Below are 21,513 nucleotides of genomic sequence, written 5' to 3' on the forward strand. Positions count from 1 at the left end.
ATTAGCTTACCAGACAGGGGTGTCCGCGCTCCGCTTCACCGGCGGAGATGACAGGCCACGGCTCAGTACTTGAACTGGTACAGTAGGCCGATACTGCTGCCCGGATCGTTTTCCGGCGTGGTGAAGCCGGTCACGTTGCCACCCGTACCCACGGTCGTATTGATCTTGAGCCGCTTGGTCAGGTCAACCTGCACCTGCGCCTGCGTGCCGGAACCCGATGTAGCCTGCTTGGCGCCCACATACACGCCGCGCATCACGTATTTCCCGGCCTCGATCGCGCCGGTATCGTTTCCGCCTGACCCGTTGGATGAACTGCTCATCTGCAACCGGTCAAGATGCAGGGTCTTGCGCACCATCCCCAGCGGATCGAAGGCGGAACCACCACTCAGCGTTGCGACCGCCGCCGCGATGGACGCCATCTGCGTGGCCGAGAGCGACTGCGAATCCGTGCCGAACAGCAGGATGGCCAGAATCTGATCCTGTGACAGCGGCGGGGAGGATGAGAACGTGATCTTCGGGGCGCTGGCATAGCCCCCTACGTTCAGCCGGGCCGTGCCATCGTTGGTGCTGCGTTCGGCCACGAAATCCAGCGTGGGATCAATGGCATGGGTAACGCCGACACCGTTGAACCCCACCTGTCCCTTGCTGAAATCAAGGGAGATGCCACCCAGAGAGAACCCGCCCTTGACCAGAGAGAAAGCCCCCGTCACCACCGGCGCGGTGGCGGTGCCGCCGGTATGGATACGGCCATGCATTTCCGTATTCAGCCCATGCCCGCGCACATAGAACCGCCCCGGCGACCGCACATCCAGCCCCAGCCCCACCACCAGTAGCGAGGTATGGACAACCGTTTGTGCGTTCTTTTCATCTTCCGGCCGGATGACATTGAGATGGGCGACCGAAGTGGGCAGGGAATCCGGAATGTTGATATCCACCTGCTTCAGGGTAATGTCCCCAGTCGCATCAATCCGGCTGGACAGCAGCCCCTTTACACCCAGATCACCATCCAGCGTGGCGGTAATCAGGTCGCTGGCCAGCGGGCGGGCATTATCCGCATGGATATGCAGGTCGATCGGCTGGCCGGGCTGCAACACCCCGTAGCTGCCCGATGCCGCAAGCGTTCCCTTGCCCGCCTGCGCGGTCAGGGAGGAAATCACCAGCCTGTCCCCCATGGCGTTGACCGTGCCACGCATGGCGGAAAGCTGAATCCCCTGCCCGAAATCGTGGAACAGTCCATTCGCCAGCGTCAGCGTGCCGCTCATGCGCGGCTGGCCCAGCGTGCCCCGCATGCCAATGCCCATCTGCAGGTTGCCGCCAGCCTGCATGCCCTGCGCACCCAGATAGGCATTGGCGACCGCAAGGTCCAGATTGCCATCGGCCTGCAGGTTAAGCTGTCCCGTCCTGTTGACCGGCGCGGTTCCACGCAGCGACAGGTTGACCTGCGTCCCTGCCTGAAGACGGGCATCGACCTGCGCCATCCCGGCATTCAGGTTGGCCGTTGCATCCAGCGATGCAGGTGCAAGGGATGATGTGTAATCGGTATGATATTTCAGGTCCGTCCCATGCACGCTGACCTTGCCCGAAGGGTTGGTGGTCGTGCCGGTCAGCCGTGCATCGGCCGAAAGCATGCCCTGTGCCTGCAGGTTCGCGATGAAGGGCGTCAGCAGGTCGGGCGAGAGGCGCGTGATGCTGGCGTGCAGGTCCAGCGTGGGCGCAATCCTGCCGCTGGCTTCCACGTTACCCGCCTGCCCGTGGGGTGGCGTTATGGTGGCCCGCAGGTGATCAATGGCGGTTTCCTTGCCATAGGTGACGCTGACGGGCGCATCAAGGCGCACCTGCTCATGTCGCGCTTCCGCCGCCAGCCGGTGAACGGTTACGGAGTGACCGGGGACGTTGGCCAGCAGCGCGGTATCAAGGGTGGCGGCCCCCGTCCATGGGGTATCCACGCCGGACTGCGCCGTAATGTTCAGGCCGGATATCGGTCCCTTGGCCGTAACATGGCCATGACCGCCCATATCGCGGAAATGGGCGTTATCCACCACAAGGTCCAGATCGGTCGTGGGCGTGCCGACCGGGTCCAGCACCCTGCCCCGCAGCACCAGCCGGTCGACCCGCGCCATGGCGGCGCCAAGCGCGCTGTCCACGTTCACATCCAGTTCGGCAGGCGCCGTTGCCGTGGCGGCCGTGGTGCGCACCGTGGCCGACAGGTGGCCGTTTATGTCCTGCCCGGTCAGTTCATGCAGGTCCGCAAGACGGGTCATATGCAGGTCCAGCGTTCCCGATGGCACGACATGGCCCGCAGGCAGCGTCATGTCTGCCTGACCGGTAAGGCTTTTCCAGCCCAGATGCTCCACCTGCATATGGCGGCTGTCATCGGCATTGCTGTCCAGACGGGCCGATACAGCGATGGGCGCACGGTCCAGGGTGCCTGAAATATCCAGTGCCCCCTGTTTCACCTGCGGCAGGTGCGCCATGCTTGCGCTGGCCTGCATGTCGCCCGCCACCGTATTGCCCGCGGCGATGCTGGCCTGAGTTTTCACGCTGGCCATAAGGTCGTCCACTGGTCCCGCCGCATGCAGGTCGGCCTGCATCTTTCCATGCAGCGTGGGCGCAAGCACATGCAGATCAGACAGGCCAAGATGGGCATCCGCATCCACACGGAGCGGCGTGCCCGTAACCAGACGGAGCTGTGAGGCATCCAGTTGCAGGGTGCTGCCCTGCACCGCAAGCGAGGTGAAGGTAATGGTATTGGCACCATGCCTGTCGCGGCTGATGGTGCCCGCGGCGTTCAGTTGTCCCTTGTCCCCGATCAGGCCAACGGCGATCGGCAGGCCGCCATCCAGCACCACCTTGCTGTCAAGACCGAACCGCCCGTCATGGCCCTTGCCCGGCAGTGTCACGTTCCCGGACAGCCCGGCGTGACCGTGCAGTTTCGTCCCGCCCGCAGCCGCCAGTGGCGCGAGATCGGGCAGGTCCGCGTGGAAAGTGGCCGCCATTTCACCCGCCGTCATGATCTGGCCCGCAAGCTGGACCAGCGGGTGCGATAGCGTCAGGTCAACCGGACCGCCCGTCGCATCGGGATGCCACATCAGGTCCAGCCTGACCGGTTCACCCGCAAACAGGGTGGGCTGGCTGCCGGGAATACGCAGGCCGGTCAGGGTCGCATGGATGGCGGCATGTTCGGGCTGGCCATTTTCCTGCCCGCTCAATCCATCGGCCACCATATGCAGCGAAGTAAAACCGGCAGTATCGGTCGTCAGGCGGTCGATATCGAACACGCCGTTCCCCTTTGGCCGGTTCAGGGTCCCACCCAGATGCGCCTTGAGACTGGCCCCCTGCCAGCTCAGTCCGCTGCCCGCCACAAGGTCCGTACTGCTGGCCGTGACATCCAGCGCCATATGCCGGTCGATCAGCCCCACCTGCCCGTTCGCACCCGCCTTTACGGCCCCCGTGGTCAGCGCAAGGGCCAGTTCCGCCTGATCGCGCGGTCCATGCAGGCCAAGCGTCAGGTCCAGCGGGGCAAGGGCTGGCAGTTGGGTGAGCGTGGACAGGAAGCCCTGCGCATCCTCATGCGCGTGCAGGTTCAGCGATACGGTGCGCCGGTCCAGCCGGGTATCCAGATCCAGACTGCCGGGATGGTCCAGCCGGGTCAGCTTGAGCGCAATATCGGCAGGCGGCAGGGTGGCGACGGAAAAATGGTCCAGAACGGGCGCGATATCGGCAAGGCTGGCATGGCCGTTCAGGCTGAAGGCGGCAGGTATGCGGGCAATCGGCGCACCCACTTCTATCCGCGCCACGTTTACCGCATGGATGCTGACACCCATATGGATGCTCTCGCCGGATTCTTTTTCCGGCTTCGGCGGATGGGCGGGATCGTCCTCGCTCAGGCGCGGGATGGACAGCCGCGCCATGGACAGGTTGCTTATGACCGCCTGCCGGGTCAGCAGCCGCAGTGGTGACCAGTCCAGTTGCAGGTCATCAATCGACAGCCACGCGCCGCGATAGTCGTCAAGTTCCAGATGCCGGACATGCAGCGCATCGGGAAAACGTCCGCCCAGCCCCGACAGATGCACGCTGCCCCCCGTAAGGCCGGGCAGGCGGCGTTCGATCTCGCGCTGGCCGATGCCGGTATTGCCCGCGACCAGCACCATGCCCAGCGCCACGGCCACCAGCCCCACGGGAATTCCCAGCCCGAAGGCGACGGCACGCAGGACCGTGCGGTAGCGGCGACGCGGCGGGGCGGGTGTTGCTGTCTGCTCAGGCATCAGAAGGTTTCCCCCAGGCCGACGTAAAGTTCCCACTTGTCCCCGCGCGCAGGCCGGTTGAGTGGCACGGCCACATCCAGCCGTACAGGGCCGATGGGGGTATAATACCGCGCTCCCGCCCCAGCACCCACGCGCACCGTGCCATTGAAGGGGGCATGTCCCGCCGTAACCTGCCCGGCATCGACAAAGCCCACGGCCCCGAATTTCTGCAAGATGCGCTGGCGGTATTCAAATGAACCCGCATCCATGGACGTGCCGCCAATGGCATAACGTGTATTGGCAAACTGCGGCCCGACACCCTGATAACGGTACCCGCGCACCGTCGCGCTGCCACCGGCGTATAGCCGCTGGTCAGGCGGAATGGCGAAGGTTGAGGCCCCCTCCACATTCCCGATCGTTCCCCGCCATGCCAGCACGCTGCGACCGGGGCGCGAGATGCCCAGATGTGTAAGGTCGAAATAGGTCGAGACCGTGGCCTGCATGATGGTGAAGAACGATGTCCCATCGGTCAGGGATGCGGAAGGGGTGATATTGGCCCCGATGCGCACGCCATGGGTGGCGGGGGTTATGGGGTTGTCCACGCCGGTCCCGTCGTAATTGGCCGAAAGGGGCACCGACAGGATGAAATAGCTGTTGGTGTTGCCCATCTGCTCGATCTGTTCCTGCTCGATCTGACCGCCGAAGGATACGTTCCAGCGACGGTTGATGTGTCGGACGATACCGATGCGCGCCAGCAGGGCCGTCTGCCGGTAGGAATAGAGTTCCTGCTTTATCCCTTCCAGCCGGACGCTCAGATTCTGCTGGCGCGAACCGAAATCCGGCTTCATCAGATCGGCATAGAAATCATAGCCAAGCCCCTGCTCCGCCGAACCGCCAAGTCCGGTCATGAGCGCGGTCAGCCGCAGCCGCTCGGCATTGCCGAACAGGTTGTTATGCGTCCATGTCACACCCGCGCGGCCACCCAGATCGGTCGAATAGCCGCCTTCGGCACCCACGCTGTGGCGCTTGCCCTCCCGGAAGGCGAAATTGAGCGGCATCGTGCCATCCGACGCCAGCGTATCGCCGTGATTGACCTGCACGTCTGAAAACAGCCCGGTGGAGGCGATATCCTGTCGCGCGCGTTCGATGCGTGACGGCTGGTACAGCTCTCCCGGCGCAATGGTCAGCCGCCTTACGATATAGGCCGGATGCGTGCGCTGCAGCCCCGCGAAGTCAAATGCCCCCAGATTGACCACCGGCCCGCGATGGACGGTATAGGCAATATCCAGCGTATGGGTGGCGGGCCGCAGCCATGCCTGCGGCGTGCTGACATGAACAAGGGCGTAGCCTTCCTCCGTCATCGCGGTCTGAAGGGCGCTGCCCGCGCCCAGAACAATTTCAGCCTGCGCGGGCATGCCCGGCTTCATGCCGAAAGCTTTCGCCTCATCCGCGTTCAGGTGGACGGGGGGATCACCCTTGTCCGGCGTCAGCGTAACGGTGCCGATGGTAAACTGCACGCCGGGGGTGGCGGTTATGGTGATCTGCGCCTTGTGGCCCGTGGGGATGGTCTGCAGCCACTCGGGCAGGTCCGGGTCACGTCCGTCATGCCCCCTGTCGGCTCCGTCAGCAGGTCTAGTGCTGGCGTCGGTTACGGAGATGCTGATGGAACCGGCATAATAGCCATAACTTTCCAGCGCGCTGATCAGGCGGGAATAATCGTTGTGAATACGCCCCGTAAGGGCAAACGGGCTGACGGCCTGCGTTTTCTGTAGCGACAGAAGATCCGAAGAAGCCCGCAGCGCCGCATCAAGGTCCGCATTGCCGGTGGGCCGGATGGTGGTCAGGTAATCCTGCGGGTCCGCCGCCCATGCGGAATTCCCTCCGGTCAGGGAAACCATCATCATGGTATACAGGCCTATGTAACTGACACCGCGCCTGACATACGCGCTTGCGCTGCATGCCATGCGGAGATGACGCAATCCTGTCAAACGGTGCCGCCCCTGTTCCTGTCTTCCGTGCGGTTAGGTTCCCACTGTGTTATGTCTGCCATTCCCGGCATGCATGATCAAACCGATATTAACACCAGTCCCTTAATAAGTTCCCAATACCACGTCTGCGGCCCGAAACGGGGGCGATTGTGTGGCAAACTGTATCCACTGCATTGATCTTGGCTTGACAGCACCCCGATTCCGGCGGGCATGATCGCAGCAGGCAGGAAGGGGTTGCCGCGCCCGGCATCCCCACCATACGGACCGGGAGCGTTGATGGGCAGACCATTTGTTCCTTGGCATATTGGTCGCAAGGCACTTGACCGCACGCACGGGAGCTACGATGTGTTGCGCCCGTTAGGCGGGTCCATGCCCGCGATGATGCCCGAGGATACCTGACCCGTGAACAGCCTGTCTCCCTTCTCCGTGGCCACGCCGCAGCCCAGCACAGCATCCGTCAGGGGGCTTCATGTCATAACATGGGGCTGCCAGATGAACGTGTATGACAGCGAGCGGATGACCGACGTGCTGCGCCCGCTGGGCTACCGCGCGGTGGGCACGCCGGAAGCTGCGGACATGATCATTCTCAACACCTGCCATATCCGCGACCGGGCGGCGGAAAAGGTGTTTTCGGAACTGGGCCGCCTGCGCAAGGTGAAGGAAGCCCGCGCCGAACGGGGCGAAGGCACCGTACTGGCCGTAGCCGGCTGCGTGGCGCAGGCCGAAGGCAAGGAAATCCTAGCCCGCGCACCCTATGTCGATATCGTGCTGGGGCCACAGACCTATCACCGGCTGCCCGAAATGGTGGCCCGCGCCGCGCGCGCGGCGGGCGCCGTGATCGAGACGGATTTCCCGGTCGAGCAGAAATTCGATTTCCTGCCTGCCGACCGCGTCGCCCCGGCGGGCGGTTCGGCGTTCCTGACCATTCAGGAAGGGTGCGACAAGTTCTGCTCCTTCTGCGTCGTGCCCTATACGCGCGGGGCTGAAAGCAGCCGCCCGGCTGCGGCGGTGATTGCGGAAGCGCGCCAGCTGGCGGCGGCGGGGATCGCGGAAATCACGCTGCTGGGACAGAACGTCAACGCCTATCACGGCGAAGGCCCCGATGGCGCAACATGGGGGCTGGCCCGTCTCGCCCGCGTGCTGGCCGATGAGGTGGGAATACAGCGCATCCGCTACACCACGTCCCACCCGCGCGACATGGAAGACGACCTGATCGCGGCCCATCGTGACCTGCCGCAGCTCATGCCGTTCCTGCATCTGCCGGTGCAGTCCGGGTCCGACCGTGTGCTGGCCGCCATGAACCGGGGCCATACGGCCGATGAATACCGCACGCTGGTTGCCCGCCTGCGCGACGCCCGGCCCGATCTGGCGCTGTCATCCGATTTCATCGTCGGCCATCCGGGGGAGACGGATGCCGACTTTGCCGATACGATGCGCCTGATTGGCGAGATCGGTTTCGCGCAGGCCTATTCCTTCAAATATTCCTCGCGCCCCGGCACACCGGCCGCAGGTGCGGGCATGCAGGTGCCCGAGGACGTGAAAGATGCGCGCCTGCAGGAACTTCAGGCCGTACTGCGCGTGCAGCAGGATGCGTTCAACGCTGCAACCGTAGGTCAGGTCGTGCCGGTACTCTTTACCGGGCGCGGACGCAAACCGGGCCAGATATCAGGCAAAAGCCCGTGGCTGCAGGCCGTGAACGTTGAAGGCCCGGACAGCCTGATCGGGCGCATCGCCACCGTGGCGGTCGGCCATACCTACACCAACTCCCTTGGTGGTGTCCTGACAGAGGAGGCAGACAGGGCTTGAGAGAACAGACACAATCCACGCTCCACGCGCCCCGTCGTAGCGGCGGTCGGCGCTCTCCGGATGGCACGGCGGCGAATGACCGCACGGTCACCATGCAGTTTGAGGACAATGCGCTTCTGGCCCGGCTTGTAGGGGATCATGACCGGCATCTCCTGCACCTTGAACGTGGATTTGATGTCCGGCTGTCCTGCCGGGGGAACCGTATCGCCATTACGGGTGCGGCCCAGCGGGTGGGACTGACACAGGACACGCTGACTGAACTCTACCGCCGCGCCAGCACCGGGCAGGCCGTGGATACAGCCGCCGTCGATACCGCCATCCGCATGGCGGCCCATGCCTTTTCCGCTCCGTCCGCCGCGACAGGGGAACTGCCCATGCCAGACGTCCGTACCGCCGTCATCCCCACCAGCCCCGCGCTGTCGGACCTGCCCACCATCATGACCCGCCGTGGCCCCATCGCCCCGCGTTCGGTCGGTCAGGGGCAGTACATGTCCATGCTGGCGCGTCAGGACATGGTGTTCGGCCTTGGCCCCGCGGGCACGGGCAAGACGTATCTGGCCGTAGCCCAGGCGGTGGCCATGCTGCAGGCCGGACAGGTGGACCGCATCGTCCTGTCCCGCCCGGCTGTGGAAGCCGGAGAACGGCTTGGCTTCCTGCCCGGCGACCTGAAGGAAAAGATCGATCCCTACCTGCGTCCGCTCTATGATGCCCTGCATGACATGATGCCGGGCGATCAGGTGATCCGCCGCATGGGCACGGGCGAGATCGAGGTCGCACCCCTCGCCTTCATGCGCGGGCGCACGCTCGCGCACTGTTTTGTCATTCTGGACGAGGCGCAGAACACCACCCCCGCCCAGATGAAGATGTTCCTGACCCGTATGGGGGAAGGCACGCGCATGGTCATTACAGGCGATCTGAGCCAGATTGACCTGCCGCGCGGTGTAACATCCGGCCTGCGGGAAGCTGTCGAGACACTCGACGGCCTGCCCGGGATCGGCATGATGCGATTTGAATCGCGTGACGTGGTGCGCCACCCCCTGGTGGCGCGTATAGTGGAGGCATACGATCAGCGTGCTGCGGCCGAACGCCGCCCGCATCGCGCACGATCGCAGCAGGAGAACGATGAAACCTCGAAGTAGCACAGGCCCCGCCCATCATGGCGGGGTCGCGGATGCAGCGGGACGGGCCACGATGCCCGTCCTTCCGGCCGGAATGGACGAACCCGATGTAACAGTGGCGGACAGGCGCTGGAACCGCGCCGTCCCCTGCCCCGTCCGTCTGGTCACGCGCGCGGTGGATGCCGCGTTGCAGGCCACCGGCTGCCATGGACCGGTTACGGTCGTGCTGGCGGATGACCGCACGGTCCGCCATATGAACTGGCAGCATCGCGGGCGCAACAAACCCACCAATGTCCTGACATTCGAATACGCCCCCATGCAGATGGGTGGCGGCGTGTGGGGTGGCGACATCATCATCGCCTTCGAGACGGTCCAGCGCGAAGCCCACGCCGCCGGGCGCGACATGGCCGCCCATCTGACGCATCTGGTCATTCACGGTGTCCTGCATCTGGCCGGGTATGACCATCATCACCCCGGCGAGGCGCGGGAGATGGAAATGCTTGAAGCCCGCACCCTGTCCGGCCTGCGCGTGGCCAATCCATGGAAAGCGGGCCGCATGGCTTCCGCGCGGGAGAACCGGTCATGAGCCGTCCCAACACTGATGCGGGAGGGGGCGCGGAACCTCCGTCCGGGTCGCGCGGCAGGGGATTCCTGTCGCTGTTCAGCCGCAAGCGCGGCGAACAGGGGCTGCGTCATTCCATTGCCGCGCTGGTCAAGGAAGCGGATGAAGCCGCGGGCAGCGAGGGGGACGACCCCCGTTCATCCGAGCTGGACCGGCAGGAACGCGCCCTGCTGGCCAATGTGCTGCGTCTGCGCGGCATTACCGCCGATGACGTCATGATCCCGCGCGCCGATATCGTGGCGATGCCCGTGGATATCAGCCTTGATGAGGCGCTGGCGATGATGCGGCGGGAAAACCATTCCCGCATGCCGGTCTATCGCGAACAGCTCGACGATATCGTGGGCATGATCCATGTGAAGGACCTGATCGCCTATGTCGGCACGAGCGAGGCCTTCCGCATGGAACCGCTGCTGCGCCAGCCGCTCATGGTGGCGCCGCAACTGCCCGTTCTGGACCTGCTGTTGCAGATGCGCCTGCGCCATGTCCATCTGGCGCTGGTAATTGACGAATATGGCGGCATTGATGGCCTTGTCACCATCGAGGACCTGATCGAGACCATCGTGGGCGACATCTCGGACGAGCATGACGAACCCACCGTCAACATGATGCGCGACAGGCCCGACGGCACGATTGACGTGGATGCCCGCACCCCTGTCGCGGCGTTTGAGGAAAAGGTCGGCCAGATCCTGACGCGCGACGAACGCGAGGCCGAGATCGAAACCGTGGGCGGGCTTGTCTTCCGTCTCGCAGGCCATGTCCCCACGCGCGGCGAAATCGTAACCCACGAAAGCGGCATGGTTTTCCGCACCCTTGATTCGGATGCCCGCCATATCCGCCATGTGCGCGTGCGCCTGCCGCCCGCAGAAGCCCCGCAGCCGGCCTGAACGCAGGGCACGTCTCCCACCCGGGGGCGTGCCTTCGCATGGCGGGACGGATTTACGCGGATCGCCCGCATCTTTACACTTAACCCGCCGGGGCGATGTCCCCACCTGATTTCCATACCGGAGAGTGACCCGTGAAGCCCATCAACCGCCGCACCCTGCTTGCCCTTGCCCCCGCGCTGATGACGGGCGGCAGCCTGCTTTCCAGCCGGGCGATGGCGCAGGCATCCGATCCGCGCCTGACCATCCGCGCGGCGGGCAATCCTTCGGCCAGGGTGCGGGTGGAGGAATGGTTCTCCCTTACCTGCACGCATTGCGCCCGCTTCGCGGCGGAAATCTTTCCCGAGGTGCGCAGCAAGCTGATCGATACGGGCAAGGTCTATTACATCTTCCGCGACTTCCCGCTGGATCAGGTGGCGCTCACGGCCTCCATGGTGGCGCGCGCCCTGCCCCCCGAACGGTATGAAGCCTTCGTGCTGGCCCTGCTGTCCAGTCAGGACCGCTGGGCCTTTGGCAAGGACGCCTATGGCAACGAAGTCAACCATGAGGCGGAAATCCAGAAGATGGCGGCCCTTGCCGGCATGTCGCCTGACCTGTTCCAGCAGACGATCCATGACGAAACGCTGCGTCATGCCATCATGGAGGAGGAAGACCGCGCCCAGATGCAGTACAAGATCGACGGCACCCCCACCTTCCGCTTCAATGACAAGGAGCAGGTCTCGCAGGAACTGACCTACGAGGAGTTCGCCAAAAAGGTCGAAGCCGCGGCACAGTGAGCGGAGCCCTTCTGTCATGACCGCCCGTTTCGTCCGGCTGCGCATCGCTGGGTTCAAGAGTTTTGCCGACCCGGTCGCCGTGGACATCCTGCCCGGCCTGACGGGCATTGTCGGGCCGAATGGCTGCGGCAAGTCCAACGTGGTCGAGGCCCTGCGCTGGGTGATGGGGGAAACCAACGCCCGCTCGCTGCGCGGGGGTGAGATGGATGACCTGATCTTCGCGGGGACTGCGGCCCGTGCGGCGCGCAACATGGCGGAAGTGACCCTTACGCTGGAAGGCGCCGCCAGCGTCGCCCCCGCCCCGTTTCAGGGCCAGGACGAACTGCAGGTCTGCCGCCGGGCGGACCGGGGGGCTGGCAGCGGTTACCGCGTCAATGGCCGCACCATGCGCGGGCGCGACGTGCAGACCCTGTTTGCCGATCTGGCATCGGGCGCACGTTCGTCGGCCATGGTCAGTCAGGGGCGCGTATCGGCACTGGTCAATGCCCGGCCCGAAGAACGCCGCACCATTTTGGAAGAAGCGGCCGGGATTACCGGCCTGCATGGCCGCAGGCATGAAGCCGAACTGAAACTGCGGGCGACCGAAGCCAATCTGGCCCGCGCGGAAGACCTGCGCATCCAGCTTGAATCCCGGCTGGGCGACCTGCATGAACAGGCCGAGCAGGCAGGCCGCTACCGCACGCTGTCGCAGGAATTGCGGGCATCGGAAGTCGCCCTTCTGGCCCTGCTGCATGCCCGCGCGCATCACGGCGTGACCGAAAGCGAGGCGGCGCTGCATGCGGCCCGCGCCGACCTCAGGGCCGCCGAGGAAATGGCCGAAGGCGCGGTCATTGCCGATTACGAAATGACGCAGGCCCTGCCCCAGCTCCGGGCGCAGGTGGATGATCGACGCACCGCGCTGGAACGTTTCCGGGTCCGGGCCGAAACCATTGCCGAGGAACTGGCCCGCGCGGAATCCGCCCTGGAACAGGCCAGCACCCGCCTTGCCGAGTGCGAAAGCGTGCAGGCCGCCGCCCTGACCCGGCGCGATGATGCGCAGACGATGCTCGAACAGCTTGAGGCCGAACGGACCGAGATTGCACAACGCCTGTCCGCACTGCCCGCCCTGCGGGACGCCAGACAGGATGAATGCGTGGCACTGGCGCAGGCCAGCGGCGATATGGCCGCGCGCGTGGAACAGGCCACCGTGGCCCTGCGTGAAGCCCAGTTACAGGCCACGCAGGCCCGCGAAGTGCTGGATGCCGCAACCCTTGCGCACGAAAAACTGGCGGCCCAGCATGCGGCCCTGAGCGAAGAAATCGCGGTCCTTGAAGCGGCCATGCCGACCGAAGCCACGATCGCAGCCCATGATGAACAGATCCGTATCGCGCAGGAACAGGCCACCACGGCCCTGACCACGCGGGAAGAAGCAACCCGCACCCATTCCGAAGCCGTGCTACAGGCCGGGCTGGCGCGTAATGCCAGCGTGGAAAGCCGTCGCGTGCATGAACAGGCCACGCGCGACACCATGGCGCTGCGCGACCGGCTGGAAGCGCTGGAGCGCGATGTCGCCACCCTGAATGCCCATGTGGAAAAAGCCCGTGCCAACCTTGTGCCCGAAGCCGAACGGCAACGTCTGGCGCAGGTGGTGGCGCAGGCGGATAATCGCCTTGCGCAGATACGCGGGGAACTGACTGTTGCGGAAGAAAACCGCACGCAGGCCACGCAGGCTGAAATACAGGCCAATGCGCGGCTGAAGGAAGCCCGTTCCACCCGGCAGGCAGCCGAGGAAGCACTTCGTGGCGCACAGGCGGCGCAGGCCCGCGCCCGTAGCGAAGTGGATACGCTGGCCGCCAGTCTGGAGCAGTTGCAGGCACAGGCCATACCCGATGCCGATCTGGCGCGGCTTGTTGACCGCCGCACGGAAGCGGAACGGACGCTTGAAGCCGCCCGTGAGGCCATGACCGCCGCCGAAACCGAACAGGTTGCCGCGGCAAAGGCGGAAGAATCCTGCACTGCCCGACTGGCGCAGGCCCGCGCCAGCCTGTCGGGTCTGGAAGCCGAGGCCGACGGTCTGGCCCGCGCCCTGCAAAGCGATACGGAGCAGACCCCGGGCAGCGGCGTGACGCTGGCGGATAGCCTGCATGTGCCCGCCGGTCTGGAAACGGCGCTGGCGGTAGTGCTGGCGGATGGCCTCGATGCCACGATTGATGGCAAGGCCCCGCGTGAATGGCGCGACCTGCCACCCGGCACGCCCGTTCCCTTCGCGGATGCGGATATTACGCCGCTTTCCACCCTGCTGGATGCCCCACCGGCCCTGTCGCGCGCGCTGAATGCGGCGGGACTGCTGGCGGATGGGCGCGATGGGGCGGATTTACAGTCCCGTCTGGCAGCGGGGCAGTGCCTTGTAACCCGTGACGGCGCGCTATGGCGCTGGGATGGTTATGTTCAGGCCCCCAATCTGCCGGGACGCGCGGCGCTGCGCCTGCAACAGCTTGGCCGCCTGCGGGAACTGCGCGCGGAACTGGAACACGCACGCGATGCCCTGCCTGCGCTGGAACAGGCATGTCAGGACGCCATGCAGGCCCGCCAGCAGGCAACAGGGATTCTGGACACCACCCGTACCGCACGGGCCGAAGCCGAAAACGTGCTGGAAACCTGCCGGGCCGAGGAAGCCGACCTGTCCCGACGGCATGCCACCATCGCCACGCAGATCAACGCCGTCCGCATGCAGCATGAAACCGCGCAGGCGGCCCTGAGCGAAGCCGATGCGGCCCTTGACCGGGCCATGGCGCAGGCATCCGCCCTGCCGGCGCTGGCGCAACTGGAACAGGTGCAGCAGCAGGCCGCACGACAGACTGCCGAGGCGCAGGCCACGGAACGCCGCCTGCGCGCGGAACGCCAGCAGGCTGAAACCACCGTGGAACAGGCCCGTCAGGCCCTGCACGCCACCACAACCAGCCATAGCGAAGCCGAAACGCGGCTACATTCCATGCTGCCGGAAAAGGCGCGGCTGGAAAACGACCATGATGCCCTGCATACGGAACTGGAAGCAAAACAGGCCCATCTGGCCAGCCTGCCCCTGCCCGCCATTGCCGAAACCGCCGCCACACAGGCCACGGATGCCGCAGCACAGGCCGAACAGGCCCTGCGGCAGGCGCGTGAAGCGGTGGATACGACCAGCGCCCATCTGGAACACGTCCGCGCCGCACGCGCCGAACTGGAACAGAAATCGCGTGAGACGGGCGCGCGGCTGGAAGCACGCCGTGCCCGTATGGCCGACCTGTCGCACGCGCTGGAACAGGCGGACGCAACGATGCAGGCCGCACAGGCCCGCATGGTCGCCCTCCCCGATACCGGAGAACTGGAACAGGCCCTGACCACGCTGCGCGAACAGGCGGAAACCCTGCGCGTGCAGGAACAGGCCAGTCGTGATGACATGGCGCGGCTCCAGACGGAACAGGCAGCCCTGCACCAGCGCCAGACCACGCTGGAACAGGACCGGACGCAATGGGCCGATCGCGTGGAAGCTGCAACACTGGAAGCCGAAGCCGCCCGGACCCGGCTGGACAACGCCCGGACGGAACATGAGCGTCTGGCGCCACAGCCCGTAGCGGTACGTGCCCGCCGGGACGCCATCGCCACCGAACTGGAACAGCATACCGCCGCGCACGATCAGGCGGCGCAGGAACTGCAACAGGCGGAAAACCGGCTGGCGGAAATGCAGCAGGGCCGCCGCATGGCTGAAGATACGCTGGGGACCGCGCGTGAGGCACTGGTACGCGCCGAAGGCAGGCGTGAACAGGCGCAGGTGCTGCTGGCGCAGCTACAGGCGGAATCCTCCCCGCCTGCCGATATTGTCCCGACCGACCTGAGTGTCGCCGCCGAAACCAGCCTGCGCCGCAAGGTGGCGCGCCTTGGCCGTCAGCGCGATGAACTGGGACCGGTCAACCTGCGTGCGGAAATCGAGGCACAGGACGCATCGACCAAAATCGACACGATCCTGCATGAGCGTGATGAGCTGAACTCCGCCATCGCGCGTCTGCGCGGCATGATCGGGCAGCTCAACCGCGAAGGCCGCGAACGGCTGATGGCCGTGTTTTCGCAGATCGACCAGCACTTTCAGTCCCTGTTCGCGCGCATGTTCAACGGTGGCCGCGCCCATCTGGGCATGGTTGGCAATGACGACCCGCTACAGGCCGGGCTGGAAATCTATGCCCAGCCGCCGGGCAAGAAGTTGGCGACGCTTTCGCTGCTTTCGGGCGGGGAACAGGCGCTGACGGCGCTTTCGCTCATCTTCGCGGTGTTCCGGTGCAATCCGGCCCCTGTCTGCGTGCTGGACGAAGTGGACGCCCCGCTGGATGACGCCAATGTCGGGCGCTTTTGCAGCCTGCTGGGCGACATGGTGGCCGAAGCGGGCACGCGTTTCCTTGTCGTGACCCATCACCAGTTGACCATGGCCCATATGGACCGGCTGTATGGCGTGACCATGCAGGAACGCGGCGTCAGCCGTGTACTGTCCGTCGATCTGGAACGCGCCACCGAAATGGTGGATGAGGAACGTCCCGTTTCCGTATCCTGAAAACACGAACGCCAGGACGGGCTGAAAAATCCCGTCCCGCCGCTTTTATCGGGTGGCCGCGCATGCCATGCACGCGCGGCCGGTCCTGAATCAGGCTTTCATGCTGCCTGTTTCAATGAAGCGCTGGTGCCATGACAGGGCTTCGGTCAGCAGATGCGGCGACTGCTGGCCAAACGACCCCGCGCGGGCGCGCTTGTAATAATCCTGCAGCATCGGGCGGTAATCCGGGTGCGCACAGTTGGCGATGATTACCTCTGCCCGCTGCTTGGGCGACAGGCCACGCAGATCGGCCAGTCCCTGCTCCGTCACCAGAACCTGCGAATCCTGCGTGATATGATCGACATGCGATGCCATGGGCACGATGGCGGAGATTTTGCCACCCTTGGCCGTGGACGGCGTCATGAACACGGAAATATAGGCATTGCGGGCAAAATCGCCCGATCCGCCGATGCCGTTCTGGATCTTGGACCCCATGATCTGCGTTGAGTTCACGTTGCCATAGATATCCGATTCGATCAGGCCGTTCATGGCGATACAGCCCAGACGGCGGATCAGGCCGGGGTGGTTGCTGATGTCCTGCGGGCGCAGGATGATTTTCTTCTGGAATTCCCGCATGCGGCTGTTGAGCGACTCTGCCGCTTCGGGGCTGAGCGAGAAGGCGGTAGCCGACGCCACGCGCATCTTGCCCGTTTCCAGCATGCCCAGCATGCCGTCCTGAATGACTTCGGTATAGGCGGTCAGGTCATCGAACGGCCCGTCTTCCAGCCCGCTCATGACCGCATTGGCCACGTTGCCCACACCGGACTGCAACGGCAGGAGCGAGGGCGGAAGACGGCCCATTTTCACTTCATGGCGGAAAAATTCCATAAGGTGCCCGGCAATGCCGCGCGCGGTCTCATCGGGCGGGGAGAACGGGGCGTTACGATCCGGGGCGTTGGTTTCGACAATCGCCACGATCTTGGCCGGGTCCACCTTGAGCGACGTGCCGCCGATGCGGTCATCGGGGCGCAGCAGCGGAATGGGCTGGCGGTGCGGCGGCAGGGCCGCGCCGTACCAGATGTCGTGCATGCCTTCCAGCGCGCTGTCCTGCCAGCTATTGACCTCGATGATCACCTGCCGGGCGGTATCGAGCCATGTCTTGGAATTACCGACGGAGGAGGACGGGACGATGCTGCCATCTTCACGGATGGCGGTGGCCTCGATGACGGCCGTATCGATTTCCCCGAAAAAGCCCGCCCACGCCATTGGCGCGACGTGGCTGAGGTGCATGTCCAGATATTCCGTCTCGCCCGCGTTGATGCGCGCGCGCAGGCCGGCATCGGAATTATAGGGCATGCGGAAGGAGATGCCGTTGACCTTCGCCAGCGCGCCGTCAAGTTCCGGGCCTGTGGAAGCCCCGGTCAGAAGCCGGATGCGGTATTCGTTTCCCTTGGCGTGCTCACGTTCCATCAGGGCCGCAAGCGCCTGCGGCACGGCCTTGGGGTAGCCTGCACCGGTAAAGCCGCTGGTGCCGACCGTACTGCCGGGGCGGATCAGGGCGGCCGCCTGTTCGGCAGTAGTGATCTTGGCCCGGAGCGCCGCATTCCGGATTCGGGTGTGGTCGATCATGAACTTTCCCTCAAACTCTTATTGTTATGTCCGGCCAGCCTGCGCCGGGCCGGATATGTCAGATGCTTCAGCCACGGTCCGGCAGGCGGGGCAGCGTGCCCCCGATAGTACCTCTGGCCTGTCCCCGTCAGCCCGCGTGCCGCATCCGGTGTGGGTATTCCCTTTGCACCTTATGCCGTGGCGCTGCGTTTGACTTCAGCATGACGTCATCATCTGTTCTCCGTCCTGCGGGCCACGTCACAACAAAAAAGTGTGACACCGGGCGGCAGGCTTCGCTTTGCGGTTTCACGTTTGCTCCATCGGGAAGCGCGATCAGACATGCGGTGTATTTTTTGGATGTATTTTTGGCAATACACCGCCTTCCCCCGCGCATGACGTTACCCGCCTGCAACCATTTCGTGTCATTCCCGACACATTATTGACCATCCCCTAGTGCATGGCGACCAATCTTGTGAATAATAGGAAACCAGACCCAGCAAGGGGTATCCACACGGCATAGCCAGCAACAGACAGGAGAGGTTTTTCGCTTGAGACGTCGATTTCCCTCTTACCGGCCTGTCATGGCGCGCGAGGACTCCGCCCCGCCCCCGGCAGCGGAAGCATCCGTGCTGCCCACGGCCATGCCTGCGCACCCTCTGACCGAACTTCTGGCCGGGCGGCCACTGCGTGTTGTGGGCGATGTGCATGGCGATCTTCACGCCTTCCGCCATGCGGCCGCGACGGACCGTTTTGTCATCCAGCTTGGCGATCTTGTCGATTACGGACCGGACAGCGCGGGGGCGTTCCGCCTCATGCAGCGCCTGATAGACGAACGCCGGGGCCTGTTCATTCTGGGCAATCACGACCGCAAGCTGGCCCGCGCGCTACAGGGGCGCAAGATGCGGCGTGACCCGCCACTTATGGAAACGCTGGCGCAGTTCATGGCGGAAGAAAACAGCGATGTGTACCAGCGCGCGCTGGCCGACCTGTCGCGTGCGCCCGCGTGGATCGTGCTGGGGCAGTCCATATTCGTGCATGGGGGTTTTCATGTCCGCATGCTGGGCGAACTGCCGCCGCCGGGACTGGGCACGGTCAGTCCCCTGCTGTCACGCGCCCTGTTTGGCGAGACAACAGGCCACATGCAGAAAGACGGCTACCCGGAACGGCGGCTGAACTGGGTCGATCATATTCCTGCGGGCTACACCGTCTATTGCGGGCATGACCGCCGTTCGACCGATGGCAGGCCCTGGGTCCGGCAGGGCCGCATGGGCGGCAAGGCCATCTTTACCGATACGGGCGCAGGCAAGGGCGGCCATCTGGCATGGATCGACCTGCCACCTGTCATATAACAGGGGCATACGACATGCCTTCCGCACGCCCCTTCCAGGAGAACAGAAACAGATGAACACCACCCAGGCCACGCATGACGCAGCAAACGCAGCGCAGCAGAAACTGGAAGAACTGCGCCGCAGCATCGACAACATCGATGCCGCCCTGATCTACATGCTGGCCGAACGCTTCCGCCATACGCAGGCGGTGGGCAAACTCAAGGCCGCCAACGAGATGCCGCCCGCCGACCCCGCGCGCGAAGCCCGTCAGGTCGCCCGGCTGCGGCAACTGGCCACGGCGGCACAGCTTGACCCAGACTTCGCGGAAAAATTCCTCGCCTTCATCATCCGCGAGGTCATCCGCCATCACGAAGCCTTCGCACGCGAAAGCCGGTAAATCCCAGATGCCGGACCGATCCGAAGGGGGCTTCCCCACCCGGCGGCTGATTGTGATGCGCCACGCGCAGGCCGCCCCCGCCCCGTTCGGGGAGATGGGAATGCACGCCGACCTTGAGCGCCCGCTTACCCCCCATGGCCATGAAACAGCCGCCCGGCAGGGGGCGTGGCTGCGCGCGCGGCATTTCGCGCCGGAACTGGTTCTGGTCAGTCCGTCGCTGCGTACGCGCCAGACGCTGGACGCCATCGGATCATTTTATGGCGATCAGGCACCCGATATCCGATATGTGAACACGCTGTATGACGCCACGGCGGAAACAATCCGTGACAGCCTGTATGCCGTTCCCGATAAAATTAACAATATCATGATATTAGGCCACAATCCCGGCCTGCAGGGACTGGTGCTTCACTGGGCCGGGGGGCACTGCCCGCCCGGACTGGAAAACATGCTGATACGCGGGTTTCCACCGGCATCAATCGCCTGTTTCACCACGGACCAGCGGTGGAATACCGCGACTGACGGTGAAATACGGCTTGTGGAGCTGTCTTGCCAATAATGTCATTGCCACAGGACGGGTGCATGGATTGCCACGCCGGGGGTTTCGTTCCTATCGTCACACCCGAGACCCGCCGACTGCCGCCACATGGGCAGGCGGGAATATAAAATCCGGGCAGACTTACAAACTGTTGCCGAACAACAGACCGCCCGGAGGATGGAGACATGTGCCCGCCCTGCCCCATAGCGCGCCGGGGCTGGCACCCAAGAGGAGAGTTGTAGATGAGCGAGTCCGCAAAAACCGCCACAATCTCGCTAAACGGCAAGGATGTGTCACTGCCCGTGCTGTCCGGCACGATGGGCCCCGATGTCGTCGATATCCGCAAGCTGCCGGCACAGGCCGACGTATTCACCTACGATCCCGGTTATGGCGAAACCGCATCCTGCTCCAGCAAGATCACTTTCATTGATGGTGAAAAGGGCATCCTGCTGCATCGCGGCTACCCCATCGCTCAACTGGCTGAACAGGCCACGTTCATGGAAGTGGCCTACCTGCTGCTTAACGGTGAACTGCCGGACCGGGCGCAGTACGACGGCTTCGTGAACTCGATCAAGCACCACACCCTGCTGCACGAACAGATCCGCAACTTCTTCAACGGTTTCCGCCGTGATGCGCATCCCATGGCCATCCTGTGCGGGACGGTCGGGGCGCTGTCCTCCTTCTATCATGAAGGGCTGGATGTCTCGAACGCGGCGACGCGCTACCAGTCGGCCCTGCGCATCATCGCCAAGATCCCGACCATCGCCGCATGGGCGTACAAATATACGCAGGGTGAAACCTTCATCTACCCGCGTAACGACCTGTCCTATGCGGAAAACTTCCTGTCCATGATGTTCGCGGTGCCCAGCGAACCGTACAAGATCAACCCGGTTCTGGCGCGCGCGATGGATCGCATCCTGATCCTGCATGCCGACCACGAACAGAACGCATCGACCTCCACCGTGCGGCTGGCCGGGTCCACGGGCGCCAATCCGTTTGCCTGTATTTCCGCCGGTATCGCGGCGCTGTGGGGGCCTGCGCATGGTGGCGCCAACGAAGCCGTGCTGAAGATGCTGGCTGAAATCGGCCACAAGGACAACATTCCCGAATTCATCGCCAAGGTGAAGGACAAGACCAGCGGCGTGCGCCTGATGGGCTTTGGCCACCGCGTATACAAGAACTTCGACCCGCGTGCGAAGATCATGCAGGCCACCTGCCATGAGGTGCTGGGCGAACTGGGGATCAAGGATGATCCGCTGCTGGATCTGGCGATCGAACTGGAAAAGATTGCCATTCATGACGAATATTTCGTCAAGCGCAGCCTCTACCCCAATGTCGATTTCTATTCGGGCATCATCCTGAAGGCCATGGGCATCCCCACCAGCATGTTCACCGTGCTGTTTGCCGTCGCCCGCACCACCGGCTGGATCAGCCAGTGGAAGGAAATGATCGAAGAACCGGGCCAGCGCATCGGCCGTCCCCGCCAGCTTTATGTCGGGTCGCCGCAGCGTGACTTCGTCGGGTTCGACAAACGGAGCTGATCATATTTCATGCCGGGCGGCAGGAATGTCGCCCGGCATGGACATGATGACAACCAGCCGCCCTCTCCCGTCACCGGCCTGATTTCAGGACTGAAATAACGCGATAGGGTCGCATCGGGATTTACCCCC

General features: G+C 64.3%; 13 protein-coding genes. 10 read left to right on the forward strand and 3 right to left on the reverse strand.

Annotated elements, in window-relative coordinates:
- Positions 1 to 62: 62 nt before the first annotated feature.
- Together KSAC_RS03955 and KSAC_RS03960 are read right to left on the reverse strand one after the other, a co-directional pair.
- Positions 63 to 4,265, reverse strand: a complete 4,203-nt coding sequence (locus tag KSAC_RS03955) for a translocation/assembly module TamB domain-containing protein (protein ID WP_132304315.1) — start codon at positions 4,263 to 4,265, stop codon at positions 63 to 65.
- Positions 4,265 to 6,148, reverse strand: coding sequence for an autotransporter assembly complex protein TamA (locus KSAC_RS03960; protein ID WP_408884742.1), 1,884 nt, complete (start codon positions 6,146 to 6,148; stop codon positions 4,265 to 4,267). The genes KSAC_RS03955 and KSAC_RS03960 overlap by 1 nt, the downstream gene beginning before the upstream one ends.
- A gap of 486 nt (positions 6,149 to 6,634) precedes the next feature.
- Here KSAC_RS03960 and miaB point away from each other — a divergent pair, with 486 nt between their 5' ends.
- The 6 genes from miaB (at position 6,635) to KSAC_RS03990 (ending at position 15,996) form a co-directional block, all read left to right on the forward strand.
- Positions 6,635 to 8,038 carry a tRNA (N6-isopentenyl adenosine(37)-C2)-methylthiotransferase MiaB gene (gene miaB, locus KSAC_RS03965; protein WP_110547988.1) on the forward strand — a complete coding sequence of 468 codons (1,404 nt, stop codon included), beginning with the start codon at positions 6,635 to 6,637 and terminating at the stop codon, positions 8,036 to 8,038.
- Positions 8,039 to 8,130: 92 nt separating this feature from the next.
- Positions 8,131 to 9,177: a PhoH family protein gene (locus KSAC_RS03970; protein WP_102323487.1), complete on the forward strand. Its 1,047-nt coding sequence runs from the start codon at positions 8,131 to 8,133 to the stop codon at positions 9,175 to 9,177.
- Positions 9,178 to 9,229: 52 nt separating this feature from the next.
- On the forward strand, positions 9,230 to 9,742 hold the full coding sequence (ybeY, locus tag KSAC_RS03975) for an rRNA maturation RNase YbeY (RefSeq protein ID WP_132306102.1): 513 nt from the start codon (positions 9,230 to 9,232) through the stop codon (positions 9,740 to 9,742).
- The gene (locus KSAC_RS03980; RefSeq protein WP_102323485.1) at positions 9,739 to 10,662 is read left to right on the forward strand and encodes a hemolysin family protein; all 924 of its coding nucleotides are present in this window, start codon (positions 9,739 to 9,741) and stop codon (positions 10,660 to 10,662) included. Before ybeY ends, KSAC_RS03980 begins: the two co-directional genes overlap by 4 nt.
- A 179-nt stretch (positions 10,663 to 10,841) precedes the next feature.
- Positions 10,842 to 11,435, forward strand: coding sequence for a thioredoxin domain-containing protein (locus KSAC_RS03985; RefSeq protein ID WP_102324181.1), 594 nt, complete (start codon positions 10,842 to 10,844; stop codon positions 11,433 to 11,435).
- A gap of 16 nt (positions 11,436 to 11,451) precedes the next feature.
- The gene (locus KSAC_RS03990) at positions 11,452 to 15,996 is read left to right on the forward strand and encodes an AAA family ATPase (protein ID WP_132304319.1); all 4,545 of its coding nucleotides are present in this window, start codon (positions 11,452 to 11,454) and stop codon (positions 15,994 to 15,996) included.
- 90 nt (positions 15,997 to 16,086) lie between these two features.
- Here the strand turns inward: KSAC_RS03990 and KSAC_RS03995 are convergent, their stop codons facing one another.
- Entirely contained in the window at positions 16,087 to 17,604 is a 1,518-nt protein-coding gene (locus KSAC_RS03995) for an acetyl-CoA hydrolase/transferase family protein (RefSeq protein WP_102323483.1), read from the reverse strand.
- Between the two features lie 620 nt (positions 17,605 to 18,224).
- Between KSAC_RS03995 and KSAC_RS04000 the strand changes: the two genes are divergently transcribed.
- The 4 genes from KSAC_RS04000 to KSAC_RS04015 all read left to right on the forward strand — a co-directional run bounded on the left by KSAC_RS04000 (position 18,225) and on the right by KSAC_RS04015 (position 21,384).
- Entirely contained in the window at positions 18,225 to 18,932 is a 708-nt protein-coding gene (locus tag KSAC_RS04000; protein ID WP_162900534.1) for a metallophosphoesterase, read from the forward strand.
- Between the two features lie 52 nt (positions 18,933 to 18,984).
- The gene (locus KSAC_RS04005) at positions 18,985 to 19,308 is read left to right on the forward strand and encodes a chorismate mutase (protein ID WP_102323481.1); all 324 of its coding nucleotides are present in this window, start codon (positions 18,985 to 18,987) and stop codon (positions 19,306 to 19,308) included.
- A gap of 7 nt (positions 19,309 to 19,315) precedes the next feature.
- Complete coding sequence (locus tag KSAC_RS04010; RefSeq protein WP_110547985.1) at positions 19,316 to 19,864, forward strand: SixA phosphatase family protein; 549 nt, start codon at positions 19,316 to 19,318, stop codon at positions 19,862 to 19,864.
- Between the two features lie 221 nt (positions 19,865 to 20,085).
- Positions 20,086 to 21,384 (forward strand): citrate synthase, encoded by a 1,299-nt coding sequence (locus tag KSAC_RS04015; protein ID WP_102323479.1) that lies wholly within the window; start codon positions 20,086 to 20,088, stop codon positions 21,382 to 21,384.
- Positions 21,385 to 21,513: the final 129 nt, after the last annotated feature.

This window comes from Komagataeibacter saccharivorans (genome assembly GCF_004348195.1).
Classification (GTDB): Bacteria; Pseudomonadota; Alphaproteobacteria; order Acetobacterales; family Acetobacteraceae; genus Komagataeibacter; species Komagataeibacter saccharivorans.